We start from the raw sequence: 15,973 nt of genomic DNA on the forward strand, positions 1-15,973 counted from the left end.
CGATGCACTAATTTATCGGTTTGTATCTGAACACGCCCTGAAATGGGATTATCCTTATAAAAATAGATATATCATTAATTGCGGCTAAGACGAAAAGCTCAATAATAAAGCGCCCTAAGGCGCTGTCACTATGTGAATATTAGTTAGACAGGTGCTATTTAAAACTGCACATCACCGCTTAAATGCGGTCGACGACCTTTGCTGTCGCGTAATTCAAAAATCATCTTATCGACACTTTTTTCATAGCTAAAGCCAACATCGGCAGGCATCAACAACGGCAGCTTAAAAGTTACATCAACAGTAAACGGACGCTCGCCGATACTTGGCATTAACTCTGCCAAACAACGTGCCTTAGACCACATACCATGGGCGAGCACGCGATCAAAACCAAAGCGTTTTGAAAGCACTGGATGCAAATGAATCAAATTATAGTCACCAGATGCCTTAGCGTAACGACGACCTAAATCGTCACTCAAACTCCAACTCTGTGGTGTTTCCCATGCCATATCAATGGCTTTAGGTGGACGCACGCGTCGCCCTGCAACATCAATACGATATAGATAGGTTGATAGTGATTCCCAAACGAGTTCATCTCCAACAAATACCTTAGAAACAAATTCAAACTCTAAACCCGAATCTGTTTCACGACTTGTCGCCAGAGCACATTCGAAGGAAAATGTTTCGTTAATCGTCACGGGACGATACACCTGAATACGGTTCTTTAAGTGGATCATGCCAAGCAGTGGAAAAGTGATGCCATCGTGGGTAAAAATCACCGCATGTAGACGAAATGCCATCACGTAGAGATAAGTTGGCGGTAGGACTTTACCATCAAATTGAAAACCACAAACCTGTGCGTATTGACTGACTTTAGCTTCAGATAAGATCACGCGTGGCGTAGTTACTTTAATGTAGGGTAACGGTTGCTGATCCCAACCCGGCTTACGGCCAAAGAAGATCTTGCGATAAAGAGAAAACAGCGATGGCATCGCGCTCAATTCAACACAATATGCATTATTCAAATCTGAGTACCTTTTAATTAACTGTCCCTTGACACAAAATGTATCGCATACATCATTTCCACGCAGTCGAATAACAACTGTTCAATCAAACAAATAACGAGTATGAAATAGGTAAAGCTGCGTCTTAGTAAGGGCTGATGCTGACTCTTCGAATGGGCAGTGATTGAGCCAGGCTTGTTTCAAACTAGTCGATTATAACCCACAGAACAGAGCCCTGTGTATCACTAAGTTTCACAGATAAAAACAATTACAATAAAATCAATGTGTTAAAAATCAGCATTATGCCGTAATTCAACAGTACAGGGTTATAACATCTCCTGAGTGCTAAAAATTTACGCTTGTGCCACACTAGCGCCCCAGCCTCTTTATCCTAGTTATCACGTGCAAGATAAGAATTTTGATAAGCTCGCGCAAAAATTTGCGAAAAACATTTATGGTACCCCAAAAGGTGAAATTCGTGCTGCGGTACTGTGGCGCGATCTTGCCCCTGCGCTGGCGAATATTGGTGAGAAGAAACTGAGGATATTAGATGCCGGCGGTGGCTTTGGCTACTTTAGCCAAAAATTAGCCCGCCTCGGCCATGAAGTTGTATTGTGCGACATCTCAGCTGAAATGCTCGCCCAAGCAAAAGAGCAGATAGAGGCATCACCAACGCCATTAGCCATCCAGCTTATTCACGCTCCTATCCAAGCACTGTCGGTCGATAACCACGGCTATTTCGATATCATTTTGTGTCATGCCGTTGTCGAATGGTTAGTGGATGCTAAAACCACTATGGCAGGGTTAATCAGCATGCTAAAACCCAACGGATTATTCTCGTTAATGTTTTATAACAAAGAGGCTATGCGCTTTCATGCTTTAGTGTCGGGTAACTTCGATTACGTCGCCGCAGATCTAAAAGTGAGGAAAAAAGTCAAGCTTACGCCAACTCATCCACTTTATATTCAAGAAGTTAAAGACTGGTTTAGCGATTGGCACATGTCACTTATCAGCCAGTCGGGCGTGCGCGTGATCCACGACTATTTAAAAAAGAGCCAGCCTGTCGATTTCGATTACCAACAACTGCTACAAATGGAACTCGAATACTCACAACGCGAGCCCTATATTTCCCTCGGTCGATATGTGCACTTTTTAGGGCAAAGCCCAGCAGTTTAAGGCTATTACCTTAAATGGTTACTCACATACATCTTTCCAGCAGGCGTTAACTTTGGCGCCTGCCTGTTTTAGCAATTGCACCACACTTTTGTCGCCGACTACATGGCCAGCGCCGACTACCACAAATAAAGGTGCAGCTACGTCAGCCGAACCCATTAATTTTATAATGCCATCGGCCATCACATGATTACGCTGCCAGAGGATCTTTTCTAGCATTTGAGTATCGTCCTCTCCGCCCATTTGCTGCTGCATTATGCTATCGAGCCCAATTTCATTGCCCGAGCGCCAAGCCGTAATTAACGATAAAAGCTCGTCATCCGAAGTACTAATGGCTTCACGCACCATAGACCATTGCTCTTGACTACCAAAAGACGCTAATAACTGAAATTGCGACTCTGCCGTTTCAAGTTGATACACAGGTAAAGCGGCATAACGAGTCATCAACTGCATATCGACACCATAATCAGTACTGTAACCTAATGCGTTATAACGCATTAGGTTAACTTGGGTGGCTTGTAGCCAAGGCGCGAAGGATTGAATTAACTGACAAACATTGGCAGCAGATGCACAATAAGGCGCCATGATCTGCAGCGTATTTTTATCTCGGCTCTGCCAATCTAGCCCCTTAGTTTTATCGGCACGGCCATATTGCTGCAACAAGGCGGTACTATCGGCTTTATTAATATCGACTTCGACCACTAGGCCACGAGCTTTGCCCAGAGCAGCTTCAATTTGAGCGGGTAAAGGATAAAAATCGGCACGACCAATATGAATCGAACCCAGTAAATACGCAGTCTTACCGTGCCATTGCACTTGGTAAAATGGCGGTTTATCTGTTTCAGCACTCGCGACTTGGATACTGAAACCCATAAAAGCCAGCAAACAGATTGATACTATTAATCGCCATTGGCTTGTTGCCATATCCTTTGCCCCTTATAATTCCTGCAAATTTTGCCATGAGACGCTGTTATGCCACACACTAAGGTTATAGAGCAACTGAAAGAGAACCTTCAAATCGCCTATCGCCAAGCCATAGACGCTGACGCTAAATTAGATGAGCTAAAGAAAGCTGGCCATGGAAACTTCACCAGTATATTCACGGCAGAACAAGGTTTTGTTGCTTCGAGTAATCGTTTTCTGCCGTATGTACAAGAGTTGGTCGATGACTTAACTTGTATGGAAGAAAATCCAGCGCTGGATCTTAAAGAACTTGAGACCTACGTGCGTCAGCTTGGTGCATTGCTGCAAATGCTACAAGCCTTTAAGAAACAAAGCTAGTTAACCTGAACTCGGGATAACGAGTGTCGAAAAATCTAAATTTAACAAACTAAATCAATGCTATAAATGATTAGTTTGAAAATAAAATTTATTTCTGACTGAATGCGCAGATTTTTGCGCATATCAATGCGCTCTGTCGTACGCCATAGCGAGCTATGGTTAGTTACATAAAAAGCTGAAACTCATCGATGAATTTCAGCTCTTTATTGCTGCACATTACCACACAACATAATATCTAAAGCGCCCATCAAGTCGTTATTTCAAATGATATTCAATATATTAGATCCACTATTTTGAAGATTTGAGCAGCAGATAAAAATAGGCTAACCCCACAAGTAACGGGCTTAGCCTATGAGATTCTATCGATCATGGCCAGCAGGCTTTAAGTACTTAAACCTTAATGACCGACAAAGTGATTACAGCTGTGGTGCAATCGTTTTCTTTAACCATTCAGTTAGCATCTTAGTTTCGTAAATAAAGGGTTTATCCGTTGACGAATGGATCCCACCTAAAAAGCCCATATCTGACAATTTTTCATCACCGACAATAATCACTTTGTCATTTTCTAAAATTTGATAAGTAAAAGTCATTCTTGGGGGATAAAGATCTTTAATAACACGTAAATCATCGGGGGTTGCACCAAAAGTGGGTCGCATATCGCCGGCAAGATCAACATCAGTCATCGTCATTTCAAGCTTTTGATTAGGCTTTAAAATCTTTGATGCTTCTTTACTGATATTTTTAGTTAAGGTTTCAAATAAACGCTTTTCATAACGGGATTGGATCTCTCCGGATGATTTTATATCACGAAAATCTTTAGGATTTTGCCAAGTAATTTTAACCATTCCATCTTCAGTAACTGGGTTCACTGGCGCCTCGTCGGCCGCCCAAGCTGCACTACAACTCAACACACTTGCGAGTATAAGGGACTGAATTTTCATATTTGCCTCCAAGGCTTCAATAACTTTCTGTGAACTACAGTACAAAATCTAACCTGAACTTGGGCTTAATGTAAAGCTGATATAAATACAATCAATTCAATGTAAACCATTGTATAAATAAACAAATACCCTACTTAAGCACCATGTTATACGTATCGTTTTGTATCTACATGTAACTGGTAGTGATAAAGTTACTAATTTGTAATATTTTTTAGCGCATAAGCATCAAAAAAGCGTTATCCTTCCGCTATTGTTCACATAGCTTGTTTAATAACATGAAATTCCCCGTGATCCCTGTGTTCATTCTGATCCTATTTAGCTGCGTTGTCAGTGCGATTTGGTTTATCTCTCCAGCAGACAAAGATACTGGCCCTAAAACTTGGTCGGCCTTTATCTACAATCATGGCTATAACTCTGGAAAGTATAAAAAAACTGATAACTTTGATAGCTATGATGCCTGTAGCGATTTTGCGCGCCAGCAATCTGCCTTCTACGACGATGCGCCTTGGGAATGCGGTTCTATGTGCCAGTTTGATACTCGCAAGCAAGGATTTCAATGCATAGAAATGAAAAATGAACATTAACTAACTGTTCAGTATTGGTTCAATATTTATACAATAAGCTAAGCCCATCACAGTACAACTCAACTCGTTTTCTTTACCGTCTAGGGATGCACGATTTAGAACTAACGAATTAAACGTAATTGTTAATTTGGAGCTCACCTATGCACGTAAAAATAGCGAACGTAACAACCACTCATTCATCCAGCTTATTGTCATGTAAACTGGCTTTACTGACGCTGCTGACAATTGGAACTAGCCTAAGCTTTTCAAGCTCTGCAGCACCATTAACCATAGTTCAACAACAGGCGGTTAACACCCACTTTAGCAAATTGGCTCAGGTGCAAAATACCGCCGAAGCTCAAATGACTGAGCAGCTGCAGCAAGATTTTAATCAGTAACTGACTCTACATGAGCACAAACTAATGAAAAGTATCTGCCCTAAATACGGCATGACCTTTGATGTCAGCACTAATGCCTGCTTACGCTGATAGTTTATTTTACTGATTAAAAAGGGAAACGTGCACTGAGTCCAGGGTATTGCAACTTTAAATCCTTGGGCTTAGTGCTAAATTTTTTCCCCGCGGGTGTCGCTTTACCCGATGGCATAAAGGGTAACTCATCACCGGTTCTATCTTCGTACAATTGCCCTGCAATAAGATCATACTCATCGACAAAGGGGTACGCATACGCATCTTTTTCTGGCCAAGCAGCTAAACGCGCTAAAATGTCTGGTTGATTCACCACACCATCGTAAATTTCTTTGCCAAGTGAAATTAAAAAACACCTAAATTCAGCAAAGGCGTATTCAGAATCACAACCCGTAATAATATAAGCTGCGCCCCAAACCGACCATAAATAGCTACGGCGCATCTGCTGACCAAAGATTTTATCAAAGGCTTTTAACTCTTCATTACTTAACTCGGCGAGGTTCTGTTTTAGTGCTTGAGCCAAAGACTCCTGCGATTGCGCCGCTTCCGTTCGCGTGACTAAACCCCAAAACTCAGTTTCCGTCATAAATCCCACCTATTTAGCACCCTAGAAAAAGGGCATATTCTACACGATATTGCAGTTATGCTGGACTCGGATTCGCGCATTTCTTACACTTGCTTACCTTCTTCGTTACCGGCCTACAGATCAATCCATGCCTAAACGCCTTATGCTACTTATCGCTTTATATTGCTGTTGCTGTATTGCTGCACTTTTACGGGCAGTGATGGCCCAATCCTTTGATATATTTACCCTGAGTGTATTTCCTGTGCTGATCGGTATGTTAATGCGTACACCTTGGTCAAGTTTAATGTTGAAAATTTTTATTGGTATGCAAACCCTAGGCTTTTCCGCCCTCGCGATTACAGCCATTATTGCTTATCGCATTACACCTGAAGATGTAAAAGTAGTTATTTCAGGCCACAACATTCCCATATTGCCACTGACGGCAAGCATGATTTTCATTTTACTCATACAATATTGGGCAGCGTTTTCTAAGGTGACGAGTCAATATTTGACCCGCCAAACGCAGTGATGGACATTTGTGACTAAGCTGTTATTAATAGCTTAGTCACCCGAACGAAATAGCCGCGATTCTTAACTTGATAACGTGAAGTAAACTATGAGCCATTTATTGCCCAGCGAACTTTCTATTCTTTTAGTCGAGCCTTCAGAGACACAGCGTCGAATTATTATTCAGCGTTTACAACAGGAAGGCATTCTCAGTATTCAAACCGCAGAAAATATTGAAGCGGCGAAAGAAATTATTACTCGTCATAAACCTGATCTTATTGCCAGCGCCATGCATTTTGATGACGGCACTGCCATAGAGCTTTTGAGCTATTTAAGAGCTAAACCCGACTTTAAAGATATTCAGTTTATGTTGGTCTCTAGCGAGTGTCGCCGTGAACAACTTGAAATATTCCGTCAATCGGGCGTGGTGGCAATTCTTCCTAAGCCTTTCAGTGCAGAGCATTTGGGGACAGCTTTGAATGCGACGATTGATTTACTCAGCCACGATGAACTCGACCTCAGTAACTTTGACGTGCAGGATGTACGCGTATTAGTTGTTGATGATAGCCGTATGGCAAGGAACGTGATTAAACGCACTATTACTAACTTAGGCATGAAACTCATTACCGAGGCCGAAGATGGTGCGCAGGCCATTGAATTGATGAAACACAATATGTTTGACTTAGTGATCACCGACTACAATATGCCCAGTGTAGATGGCCTAGCTCTGACTCAATTTATTCGCAATGAAAGTTTACAAGCGCATATTCCTATCTTAATGGTCTCATCTGAAGCCAACGATACCCATCTGAGTAATGTATCTCAAGCGGGCGTCAATGCCTTATGCGATAAGCCCTTTGAACCCAAGCTAGTTAAAAAATTACTTTACCAATTGTTAGAAGAATAAAATCTAAGTCACGAACTGAGTAAATATTCTGCACTTTACTGAATATCCTGCAGTAAGCAGAGCGCAAAAGACTTTCCAAGCGCTAAACCTTATGGCATGTTAGGCACGCTAATTTCAAATAAATCTACGGAAAGAAGAGACAATAAAAATGAACAAAACTGAACTTATTGCCAAAATTGCAGAAAATGCCGATCTAACGAAAGTTGAAGCCGCACGTGCATTGAAGTCTTTTGAAGCAGCAATTACCGAATCAATGAAAAATGGTGACAAAATCTCCATCGTAGGTTTCGGTTCTTTTGAAACAGCGACTCGTGCCGCTCGCACTGGCCGTAACCCACAAACGGGTAAAGAAATTCAAATTGCAGAAGCGACTGTACCTAAGTTTAAAGCGGGTAAGACCCTACGCGACAGCCTAAACTAAGTTAGTCATATCAAAACAACGCCTCCATAGTGAGGCGTTTTTTTTGCCTTATTCCAATGAAGTCTTGAGCATTTTTCGCACAACAAAAGTGCACCTCTGCCTCATAAACTGACAAGCAAATATATTTTCCCCACTTATAATTATCTAATACATTGTTTTATATGTAATTGTAATAATGGCATGTGATTCGCAAATCCCTTATTAGAAATAACCAAGATGCACTAATGACCACTGTTTACTTAGGTGTGCCACTGGTGAATCGATAAATAAGTCAATCGAGGGGATGAGCATGAAGAAATCACTGTATAGCGTTTTGGCTTTATCGACGACAATGATACTGGCTGGCAATGCCTTTGCAGCCGTATCAGGCAACATTGGTGGTACCTCTAATTACCTATGGCGCGGTGCAACCCAAACCAAGGACGCGGTAGCAATCCAAGGTGGTATTGACTATAGCCATGATGCTGGATTTTATGCGGGTACTTGGGTATCGAATGTGGACTTTGGCGACGATACTAGCTACGAGCTGGATCTCTACGCCGGTTATGGCGGTAGTATTACTGACGATATTAGCTACGATTTTGGCTACCTCTACTACGCCTATCCAGACGCTCCTGGCAGCATTGATTTTGGTGAACTCCATGCTGCAGTAACGTGGAAGTGGCTTGAACTCGGTTACTCCCATGTCATCAATGCCGGTGACGATGTCGCAGCAGAGCCTTTAGATAATAAAGATCTCAGCTATCTTGCCGCAACTGTCTCTGTGCCTCTTACCGAGAAGCTAAGCTTATCGGTGCACTATGGTTACTCAAGCGGTGATGTTGTTCAATCTTGGTTTGGCGAAGATAATTATGCCGACTATAACGTCACACTCAGCGCAGACACCAGCATGGGCACAGTGTCGTTTATGGTGTCAGATACCGATCTTAGCGATGATGATGCCAAACTGGTACTCGGCTATTCCTACAGTTTTGATCTTTAGGCTTAAGCCTGAACTCGGGATAAGCTCCCTGCATAAATAAAAACGCCACCTTAAGCGGTGGCGTTATTTTATAACTATCATCGATTAGGCGATGATTGGCCTGTTCGTTTTACGGGCTGAGACCATTTTCTCAATATATTCAACAATTGGCTCAGTGACCGAAATCCCTGTAGTTTGCTCAATACCTTCGATACCGGGCGCCGAATTAACCTCTAAGACTAAGGGGCCGCGGTTAGAGCGTAAAATATCCACCCCCGCAACAACCAAGCCCATGGCTTTCACTGCCGCAATCGCCATCTTACGCTCTGTGGCGGTGATTTTAACCACCTCGCCACAGCCACCTAAATGCAGATTGGAGCGAAAGTCGCCCTCTGGTCCTTGGCGCTTCATAGAGGCTATGACTTTATCACCAACAACAAAACAACGAATATCACTGCCATTGGATTCTTTAATGTATTCCTGCACTAAGATATTCGCTTTAAGCCCTAAAAATGCTTCTATCACACTCTCTGCAGCCGTTTTGGTCTCAGCTAATACCACGCCAATACCTTGAGTACCTTCGAGTAGCTTAATCACTAATGGAGCGCCACCCACCATATTGATGAGATCAGGGATATCGTTGGGCTTATTTGCAAAACCTGTCACTGGCATACCAATCCCTTTACGGGAAAGTAATTGCAACGCCCGCAGCTTATCCCGAGAACGTGCAATAGAGATTGAATCGTTAGCCGCATACACGCCCATCATTTCGAACTGACGTACCACAGCACAACCATAAAAAGTCACGCTGGCATGAATACGCGGAATAATGGCATCAAACCCAACGAGTTCAGTACCTTCATAATGAATACTCGGTTTAATGGAGTTGATATTCATATAGCAGTTCAGTGTATTGATCACGACCGCCTCATGTCCGCGTTTTTGACATGCTTCCACTAATCGTTGTGTTGAATATAACTGCGGAAATTGAGATAAAATGCCTATTTTCATGGCTGAGTGACCAACGTAAGTGTGTGTGGATAAATCGTTCTGTAGTATCAAATACGCCACAACAGAAAAGGGGCAGATATTTGTCTATATCTGAGTGTAAAGCAAGAAAATACTGCTAACCAGATGAAATCAGTATGCTATTACAATACTGCGAGGTACCTTACATTCGCACTTGTGTAGGGGTTAACAAAGGTAAAATATATTTCGCCTCAAATGTCATTGCATCGAGCGGTGGCGAAAATAAATACCCCTGTAATACAGTGCAATGGCGAGAAGTGCAAAACTCAGCTTGTTGCATTGTCTCTACCCCTTCGGCAACCGATATCACATTAAAACCATGGGCGAAATTAAATAATGCCGTGAGCAAACGGGTATCTTTTTCATCTTTGTCATAGCTTGCGATAAAACTTTTATCGATTTTCAGTACGCTAATCGGAAATAGTTTGATGTGCTCTAAAGATGAAAAGCCAGTACCAAAATCATCTAAGGCAAAACGTACTCCTAATTGAGCAATTTTATCGAGCTCTTTTGCGTGTTCGTGGGGATCTTCAATAAGGCAATTTTCAGTAATTTCGAGCTCTAATGCGCTAGGAGGTAATCCTGTAAGCTGCAACGCGTGCACAATTTTATCAAATAGACGTCCATTATCAATTTGAGACGCAGAGAGATTAACAGCGATGGTAAATGTGAGTCCTGTCGGCAGTAATTGCGTTAGCCAACGCTGCGCCTGAGCGCAAGCTTGTTCAAGTACCCAATCCCCAATTTCAGCCATTAAACCTATCTCAACGGCTATGGGTAAAAATTGATCTGGGCCGATAATGCCATCTGTAGGATGCTGCCAACGGATAAGGGCTTCCATACCCACAAGTTGGTGTGTTTTTGCATTGACTTGTACTTGATAGAACACCTTAAACTCATTGCGCTTTAAGGCCATACGTAAACTTGACTCAATATGATTACGATATCGTACTTCTTTATCTAACGCCTCTGAGTAAAACTGGATTTGATTTCGTCCCATTTTCTTTGCACGATACATAGCAATATCAGCACTTTTCATCAGTTCTTCACTGTTTGAAGCCGCCTCATTATAAAAAGCCACACCAATACTAGCGCCTATAAATACATCATTATCGCCAAGACAAAAGATTTCTTCGAAGGCTTTTAATAAGCGATTTGCCACTATCATAGGAAAATATTGATGTTCATCATCAGTCACTAGCACGACAAATTCATCGCCACCTAAACGGGCAAGAACATCACCATCACGTAGCAAATCGTTTAATCGTGATGCCACTTGGACTAATAGCGTATCTCCAACTTGATGACCTAATGTGTCATTAATTGCTTTAAAGTCATCGAGGTCTAATAGAATGACGGCTAAAAAATCATTGCTGCGTTTCACTCTAGCAATGGCACGATTTAGGCATAGTTCAAAACCGTAGCGATTTACAAGCTTAGTGAGGGAGTCGTGCTCTGCGAGCTCTTTCAACTTTTGGTGGCTGTTGCGTAATGCTAACGCCATCGAAGATCGTTGTTTCGCGTAGCGGATAGCGCGGGTTAATATCCGTGAGTTCACTTCATCTTTAAGTAAAAAGTCCTGTGCGCCCAGCTCAATACAGCGTTGCGCTAATTTCTCATCTTCATAACGACTTAACATAACCACGACCGTCTGATCTTGGGTCATCGCATTGAGCTTAATCAATACTTCTAATCCATTGGCGTCGGGCAATAAATAATCTAATAAAATGCCGTCAAAATGACGCTCTAACGCTAAGTTCAAACCATCAAAGGCACAATTAGCTTCGACTACATTAAATGTCAACTTTGATTGTCTAAGTGCTCTTATGATCGCCGTTCTATCAACTTCGTCATCATCGATTAGTAGTAAATCCATATACTCACCCTATGCAGATGGAAGCTCAACGATGCGCCAATAACCCTCGAGCATATTAAAAATGTGGTTAAAGCCGTCTTTCATCTTAGTTTTAACCATATAGCCCGCTACGTGATGACTATAAGCCTGCATCCTATCCTCATCGGTACTTGACGTCGTCAGCATAAAAACCACTGCAGAAGTGAGCGCTGGATCGGCACGTATTTGCTCAAGAAACTCAAAACCATTCATTCTGGGCATATTTAAATCCAGTAGAATAAGATAAGGACCTTTAATCCCATCAACACTCGTAAGGATAGATAATGCTTCAATTCCGTCTCGAGCCCGTACGATAGGGTTAAGTAATCGTAGTTGCTGCATCGCTCGCTGCACGGCCATATAATCCACATCATCATCGTCAACCAGTAAAATAGTAACCTGCTGATATTGATTGACTGCACTCATAAAGCCTCCTTACGGCTAATCTGCTTTGGCCAACTGAAGCGAAAACAACAACCCCGACCGTCTGATTGAAGTTGGATTTTACCGCCTATGCTTTCAACCGTTTTTTTAACGAGAGATAGGCCAAGACCACTACCTTCAACCTCATCCCTTGGTTTAAGCGTTTGAAACATTTGAAATATTTTTTCGTGATATGAGCTTGATATACCAGGGCCATCATCATTCACACTAAACCAATAATATTCGTCAATCGATTCGCATGAGACCGTTATTACACCGGTTTCTTGGTCATGATGCTTAATCGCATTACTGATTAAATTTCGTAACACCAACTCTAATAATACTCTCACGGTATGAAACTGTGGGAACTCACCTTTTAGCGCTAATTCGAATCCTTTTGGCGGTGCAACCAAAGCAAACATATCTTCAATTAGCTGCCGACTATTGACTTCAACCGTTTCATTGTCGACACGCCCAATGCGTGAAAACATCAACAGCCCGTCGAGTAACAATACCATTCGATGAATACGGCTTTGAATAAGCCTCAGATACTTATGGATATCCTCATTAGTATTATCGGCTAAATCTTCAGACAGCCACGAGGTGAGCTGCTCTATCCCCCTCAGTGGTGATTTCAAATCGTGGGAGGCTATATAAGCAAATCTATCTAGCTCTTGGTTAATACGCTCCAGTTCTTGCGTATGTTCAGCTCGCTGAATTTCAATACGTTTACGTTCAGACACATTATTAATCGTCGCAAGAATAGAAATGCCCTGACTAAAATGGATTGGCGTTAGCCCCACTTCAATAGCAAGCCGGCTACCATCCTTACAGCAGCCAAATAAGTCATCACGCATCGACATATTTTTAGCTATCGGTTGCGCTAGGTACTGGCTCATGTGCTGCTGATGGATATTTCTTAGCGCTTCGGGCAACAACATATTGATTGAGCGCCCGAGCAACTCGTCTCTAGCATAACCAAATAAACGTTCGGCGTGAGTATTGACTAACGTAATACACCCCGCTTTATCGATCATTAGCAGCGCGCTGGGGGAGGCTTCAATCACTAATCTAAAGCGTTTTTCGTTAGCAATTAACTCAGAGGTCAGTTGGGACTCTTTATACCGATTGCGTGCCATAACAAGCACTGAGTAAAACAACGCTAAAATAAAAGTACAACCGATGAACTGTAACCAGAGGCCTTGGGATTCTTCTGATTGTGAGATAAAACGCGATTGTGATGAGATATCTAAACGCCAAACTTGCCCACCCATGGTTTCATTATGTGAGTGATAAAACACATCCTGCTGTCGGGGTAATGCCTTACTGCTAGCAAACATTAAACTGTCAGCACTGGCCTGTGCGTTTTCATAAATGGCAAGTTTAAGGCCAGAGAAACGGTCGCCCATAATCCCTTGCATAAAATCATCCATCCTAAATGCTGCATAAACGAGTCCGGTAGCAGATTGTTTACGCTCAATCTCTGTGGTCGCTAAACCTTGATAAAGGGCTAAATACATTAAAAATCCCGCTTGGGTATTATCTAACCCATCTTGAACCAAGGTAACTTTACCCGAGACCATTGGTAGCCCTGTCGCAATTGCGTTATCTATCGCTTTACGCCTATTCGCCTCAGAGCACATGTCATAGCCTAGCGCCATTTGATTAAGCCAATCAAAAGGCTCTAGGTATAAAATCGTGCAATATTGATCACGCAGCCCTTCTGGATACACCTGGTAATTTTTATAGTCTTCGGTCTGAATGCGCTTAACCTGGTTTTTTAATGTGTCAGGCTTAAGCAATAAAGCATAACCAAACCCCTGAAACCCTGGGTAATAATCAGATAGCCTGGCATTAACAACATAGGTTTGCCATTCTGTACGAGTCACATCACTTGATGATAACAACAGGCCGACCCCACCGCGTAATACTTGCTCATAGTCTAACATTCGGCGACTTACCGCTTCAGTTAGCTCTTGAACATTATTCTCAAATCGCTCTTCTCCTCTATCCCTAAGATATTCTTCAAGCACGTACCAAGAAATTCCCATAAAAAAGATCGCTGCCACTATCATCAGCCAGCTAGAACTTAATACGCTAAAGTAAATGTTGTTAGATTCATCAGGAGATTTAGAAAACGCATCCTTGTCCATTAAAGCCTATTCCTTAGCAATATATTGGCAGTCACACTATGCTCAGTGTTGTAGAGATCGTTGCTAAATTCAAGTTTATCCTACGATTTAAGCCAGATTAGCCTAAATACAGCTACGTCACTAATGTGCCCTCAATCACAAAGTAAGCAATAACTAAATTAACCAAATACTCGGTAATTCTCTCGGACTTGCCCTAAAACGCAGTGAATTGACTCGTTCAGCCCACGGACAAAAAGTTTTACCCATAATCGTAAAATTTTTTGCTTTTCTGCCACACTCTTTTTAGTTAGAAAGTCGTTAGGAACAACTAGAGGAATTCGTTATGGCTCATATTACTGAAGTCGTGCCCAACGATACTGAACTTGAGGCAATGACCAACCCCAAAAACAGTAAAGCTGCTGAAACAATGCAACATAGACGTGAGGTCAAAAGACGTTTAGAGGACTACCTCGAACGGGCAGAGTTAAAACGCGCATTAGGAGATGACGATTTTTTCTAGCCTTGCATTTTTGACTCGTGTCTCGATTGAGTGGACATCCACTACCATGCCCACTCACTTAATTTATCGTTTCTGAAATGCAAAATTATGGGTGATTGAATCGACTAAATCTGTATATCTAGTCCGATAAAACACTACACTTTTAACGTTACTGTGTTTTTTTACTCCTTTTATAGGCTTGAGTTTTAATCAACAGCCATTCAGCCTTTGCGCCCAAATATACATATGCCCCTAACCCCACTAACAAACCGACTACCGCTAACATCATCCAGATTGCAGGCTCTATATATTGTTTTTCACCCAGTGACGCCTTAAACATAGTCAATAAGGCCTCAATCGAAATGGCAATGAGGATGGTAGAAACAAACCGCGTAATGGTTCGCCTTGTTGAGCTGTGGCGAAAAATATCTTTATGCATTAGGACTTCTTCTTCAAGAATCGTTTTCCCGAGATCAAAAATCGCGAGAGCAAGCGTCATAAAAATAATGATCCCAAAAGGTTGCAGCGGATCTTGGCCAATAATATCAACCGTAAATAAGCCGTAGATATCCCGTAATGCGGTCCAAATCAATACTGTCACCAGCACAAACAGCCCTACTACTATCACACCATAAACTACTTTAAACGCCGGAGTCACACGCCTTCTGGCACTATCTCCCATCATAAATTCAATCAAACGGGTCAAGTCCACATCTATCACTAAAAAGCCCAGTTTTTGTTCCTGTTGATAAACCGCCAAGGAGGCAGAAAGGCATAAGTTACCGCTGGCATTAGATAAATAAGGCCGCGTGATGTTTACGCCATCGGACTCATCACGATTGATAAAATAAGGCCTTTGGCTACGATCGCGATTACCACCTAACGGAATTAACTCAATTTGGCGATCTACCACGGCGATATTCTGGCTTATTTGCAACCCTTTACTATTAAGTAAATACATCAGCTCAACAAAGGGATAGCTCTTTGCTACCCCTTTCATCGTTTTAATATTCACCTGAGGTTGTTGAAATAACTCGGCATCGGCCATCCCCGTTAGAATCGATTCCATCAGTTCATGCACAGTGGCTTCATATTCGTGATACCGCTCGATCACGCTCAAATAACTCATCGCTGCCATTATTAACTCTAGTAAACCGATTCCAGAATAAAAACAAAGCAGTTTTAATGCCATATAAACAAAAGCATATAAAACAAAATGTTAATTCTTATAATTAACAATTGATAGCA

At 42.0% G+C, this 15,973-nt stretch carries 18 protein-coding genes; 9 read left to right on the forward strand and 9 right to left on the reverse strand.

The window, feature by feature from the left end:
- Nucleotides 1-158: 158 nt before the first annotated feature.
- Nucleotides 159-989, reverse strand: coding sequence for a MaoC/PaaZ C-terminal domain-containing protein (locus tag BW947_RS08730; RefSeq protein ID WP_083948162.1), 831 nt, complete (start codon nucleotides 987-989; stop codon nucleotides 159-161).
- Between the two features lie 414 nt (nucleotides 990-1,403).
- Here BW947_RS08730 and BW947_RS08735 point away from each other — a divergent pair, with 414 nt between their 5' ends.
- Nucleotides 1,404-2,177: a methyltransferase domain-containing protein gene (locus BW947_RS08735; protein ID WP_076499049.1), complete on the forward strand. Its 774-nt coding sequence runs from the start codon at nucleotides 1,404-1,406 to the stop codon at nucleotides 2,175-2,177.
- Nucleotides 2,178-2,195: 18 nt separating this feature from the next.
- Here BW947_RS08735 and BW947_RS08740 read toward each other — a convergent pair whose 3' ends face one another.
- Entirely contained in the window at nucleotides 2,196-3,098 is a 903-nt protein-coding gene (locus tag BW947_RS08740; RefSeq protein ID WP_076498567.1) for a TraB/GumN family protein, read from the reverse strand.
- Between the two features lie 48 nt (nucleotides 3,099-3,146).
- Here BW947_RS08740 and BW947_RS08745 point away from each other — a divergent pair, with 48 nt between their 5' ends.
- On the forward strand, nucleotides 3,147-3,455 hold the full coding sequence (locus BW947_RS08745) for a prephenate dehydrogenase (protein WP_076498569.1): 309 nt from the start codon (nucleotides 3,147-3,149) through the stop codon (nucleotides 3,453-3,455).
- Nucleotides 3,456-3,871: 416 nt separating this feature from the next.
- On the opposite strand, the gene BW947_RS08750 is transcribed toward BW947_RS08745, so the two are convergent.
- Nucleotides 3,872-4,396, reverse strand: coding sequence for a DUF3016 domain-containing protein (locus BW947_RS08750; RefSeq protein WP_076498571.1), 525 nt, complete (start codon nucleotides 4,394-4,396; stop codon nucleotides 3,872-3,874).
- A 275-nt stretch (nucleotides 4,397-4,671) separates the two neighbouring features.
- On the opposite strand from BW947_RS08750, the gene BW947_RS08755 reads away from it, so the two are divergent.
- Nucleotides 4,672-4,980 (forward strand): hypothetical protein, encoded by a 309-nt coding sequence (locus BW947_RS08755; RefSeq protein ID WP_076498573.1) that lies wholly within the window; start codon nucleotides 4,672-4,674, stop codon nucleotides 4,978-4,980.
- A gap of 140 nt (nucleotides 4,981-5,120) precedes the next feature.
- Entirely contained in the window at nucleotides 5,121-5,357 is a 237-nt protein-coding gene (locus BW947_RS08760) for a hypothetical protein (RefSeq protein ID WP_244153237.1), read from the forward strand.
- A gap of 106 nt (nucleotides 5,358-5,463) precedes the next feature.
- Here the strand turns inward: BW947_RS08760 and BW947_RS08765 are convergent, their stop codons facing one another.
- Nucleotides 5,464-5,973, reverse strand: a complete 510-nt coding sequence (locus BW947_RS08765) for a DUF4240 domain-containing protein (RefSeq protein WP_076498576.1) — start codon at nucleotides 5,971-5,973, stop codon at nucleotides 5,464-5,466.
- A gap of 127 nt (nucleotides 5,974-6,100) precedes the next feature.
- Between BW947_RS08765 and BW947_RS08770 the strand changes: the two genes are divergently transcribed.
- From BW947_RS08770 to BW947_RS08785, 4 genes are all read left to right on the forward strand, one after another.
- Nucleotides 6,101-6,481 carry a hypothetical protein gene (locus tag BW947_RS08770; RefSeq protein WP_076498577.1) on the forward strand — a complete coding sequence of 127 codons (381 nt, stop codon included), beginning with the start codon at nucleotides 6,101-6,103 and terminating at the stop codon, nucleotides 6,479-6,481.
- A gap of 87 nt (nucleotides 6,482-6,568) precedes the next feature.
- Nucleotides 6,569-7,366: a response regulator gene (locus tag BW947_RS08775; protein WP_076498580.1), complete on the forward strand. Its 798-nt coding sequence runs from the start codon at nucleotides 6,569-6,571 to the stop codon at nucleotides 7,364-7,366.
- Nucleotides 7,367-7,514: 148 nt separating this feature from the next.
- Entirely contained in the window at nucleotides 7,515-7,787 is a 273-nt protein-coding gene (locus BW947_RS08780; RefSeq protein ID WP_076498582.1) for an HU family DNA-binding protein, read from the forward strand.
- Between the two features lie 289 nt (nucleotides 7,788-8,076).
- Nucleotides 8,077-8,769: a TorF family putative porin gene (locus BW947_RS08785; RefSeq protein WP_076498585.1), complete on the forward strand. Its 693-nt coding sequence runs from the start codon at nucleotides 8,077-8,079 to the stop codon at nucleotides 8,767-8,769.
- 84 nt (nucleotides 8,770-8,853) lie between these two features.
- Here the strand turns inward: BW947_RS08785 and rimK are convergent, their stop codons facing one another.
- From rimK to BW947_RS08805, 4 genes are all read right to left on the reverse strand, one after another.
- Complete coding sequence (gene rimK, locus BW947_RS08790) at nucleotides 8,854-9,759, reverse strand: 30S ribosomal protein S6--L-glutamate ligase (protein ID WP_076498588.1); 906 nt, start codon at nucleotides 9,757-9,759, stop codon at nucleotides 8,854-8,856.
- Between the two features lie 160 nt (nucleotides 9,760-9,919).
- Nucleotides 9,920-11,653, reverse strand: a complete 1,734-nt coding sequence (locus tag BW947_RS08795) for a putative bifunctional diguanylate cyclase/phosphodiesterase (protein WP_076498591.1) — start codon at nucleotides 11,651-11,653, stop codon at nucleotides 9,920-9,922.
- Between the two features lie 9 nt (nucleotides 11,654-11,662).
- Nucleotides 11,663-12,097, reverse strand: coding sequence for a response regulator (locus tag BW947_RS08800; protein ID WP_076498593.1), 435 nt, complete (start codon nucleotides 12,095-12,097; stop codon nucleotides 11,663-11,665).
- Nucleotides 12,094-14,247 (reverse strand): CHASE domain-containing sensor histidine kinase, encoded by a 2,154-nt coding sequence (locus BW947_RS08805; RefSeq protein WP_076498596.1) that lies wholly within the window; start codon nucleotides 14,245-14,247, stop codon nucleotides 12,094-12,096. Before BW947_RS08805 ends, BW947_RS08800 begins: the two co-directional genes overlap by 4 nt.
- Nucleotides 14,248-14,569: 322 nt before the next feature.
- Between BW947_RS08805 and BW947_RS18590 the strand changes: the two genes are divergently transcribed.
- Entirely contained in the window at nucleotides 14,570-14,746 is a 177-nt protein-coding gene (locus BW947_RS18590; RefSeq protein WP_115406406.1) for a PA3496 family putative envelope integrity protein, read from the forward strand.
- 148 nt (nucleotides 14,747-14,894) lie between these two features.
- On the opposite strand, the gene BW947_RS08810 is transcribed toward BW947_RS18590, so the two are convergent.
- Complete coding sequence (locus BW947_RS08810; protein WP_076499050.1) at nucleotides 14,895-15,863, reverse strand: PDC sensor domain-containing protein; 969 nt, start codon at nucleotides 15,861-15,863, stop codon at nucleotides 14,895-14,897.
- Between the last annotated feature and the right edge of the window lie 110 nt (nucleotides 15,864-15,973).

It is taken from the genome of Shewanella morhuae (assembly GCF_900156405.1).
Lineage (GTDB): Bacteria > Pseudomonadota > Gammaproteobacteria > Enterobacterales > Shewanellaceae > Shewanella > Shewanella morhuae.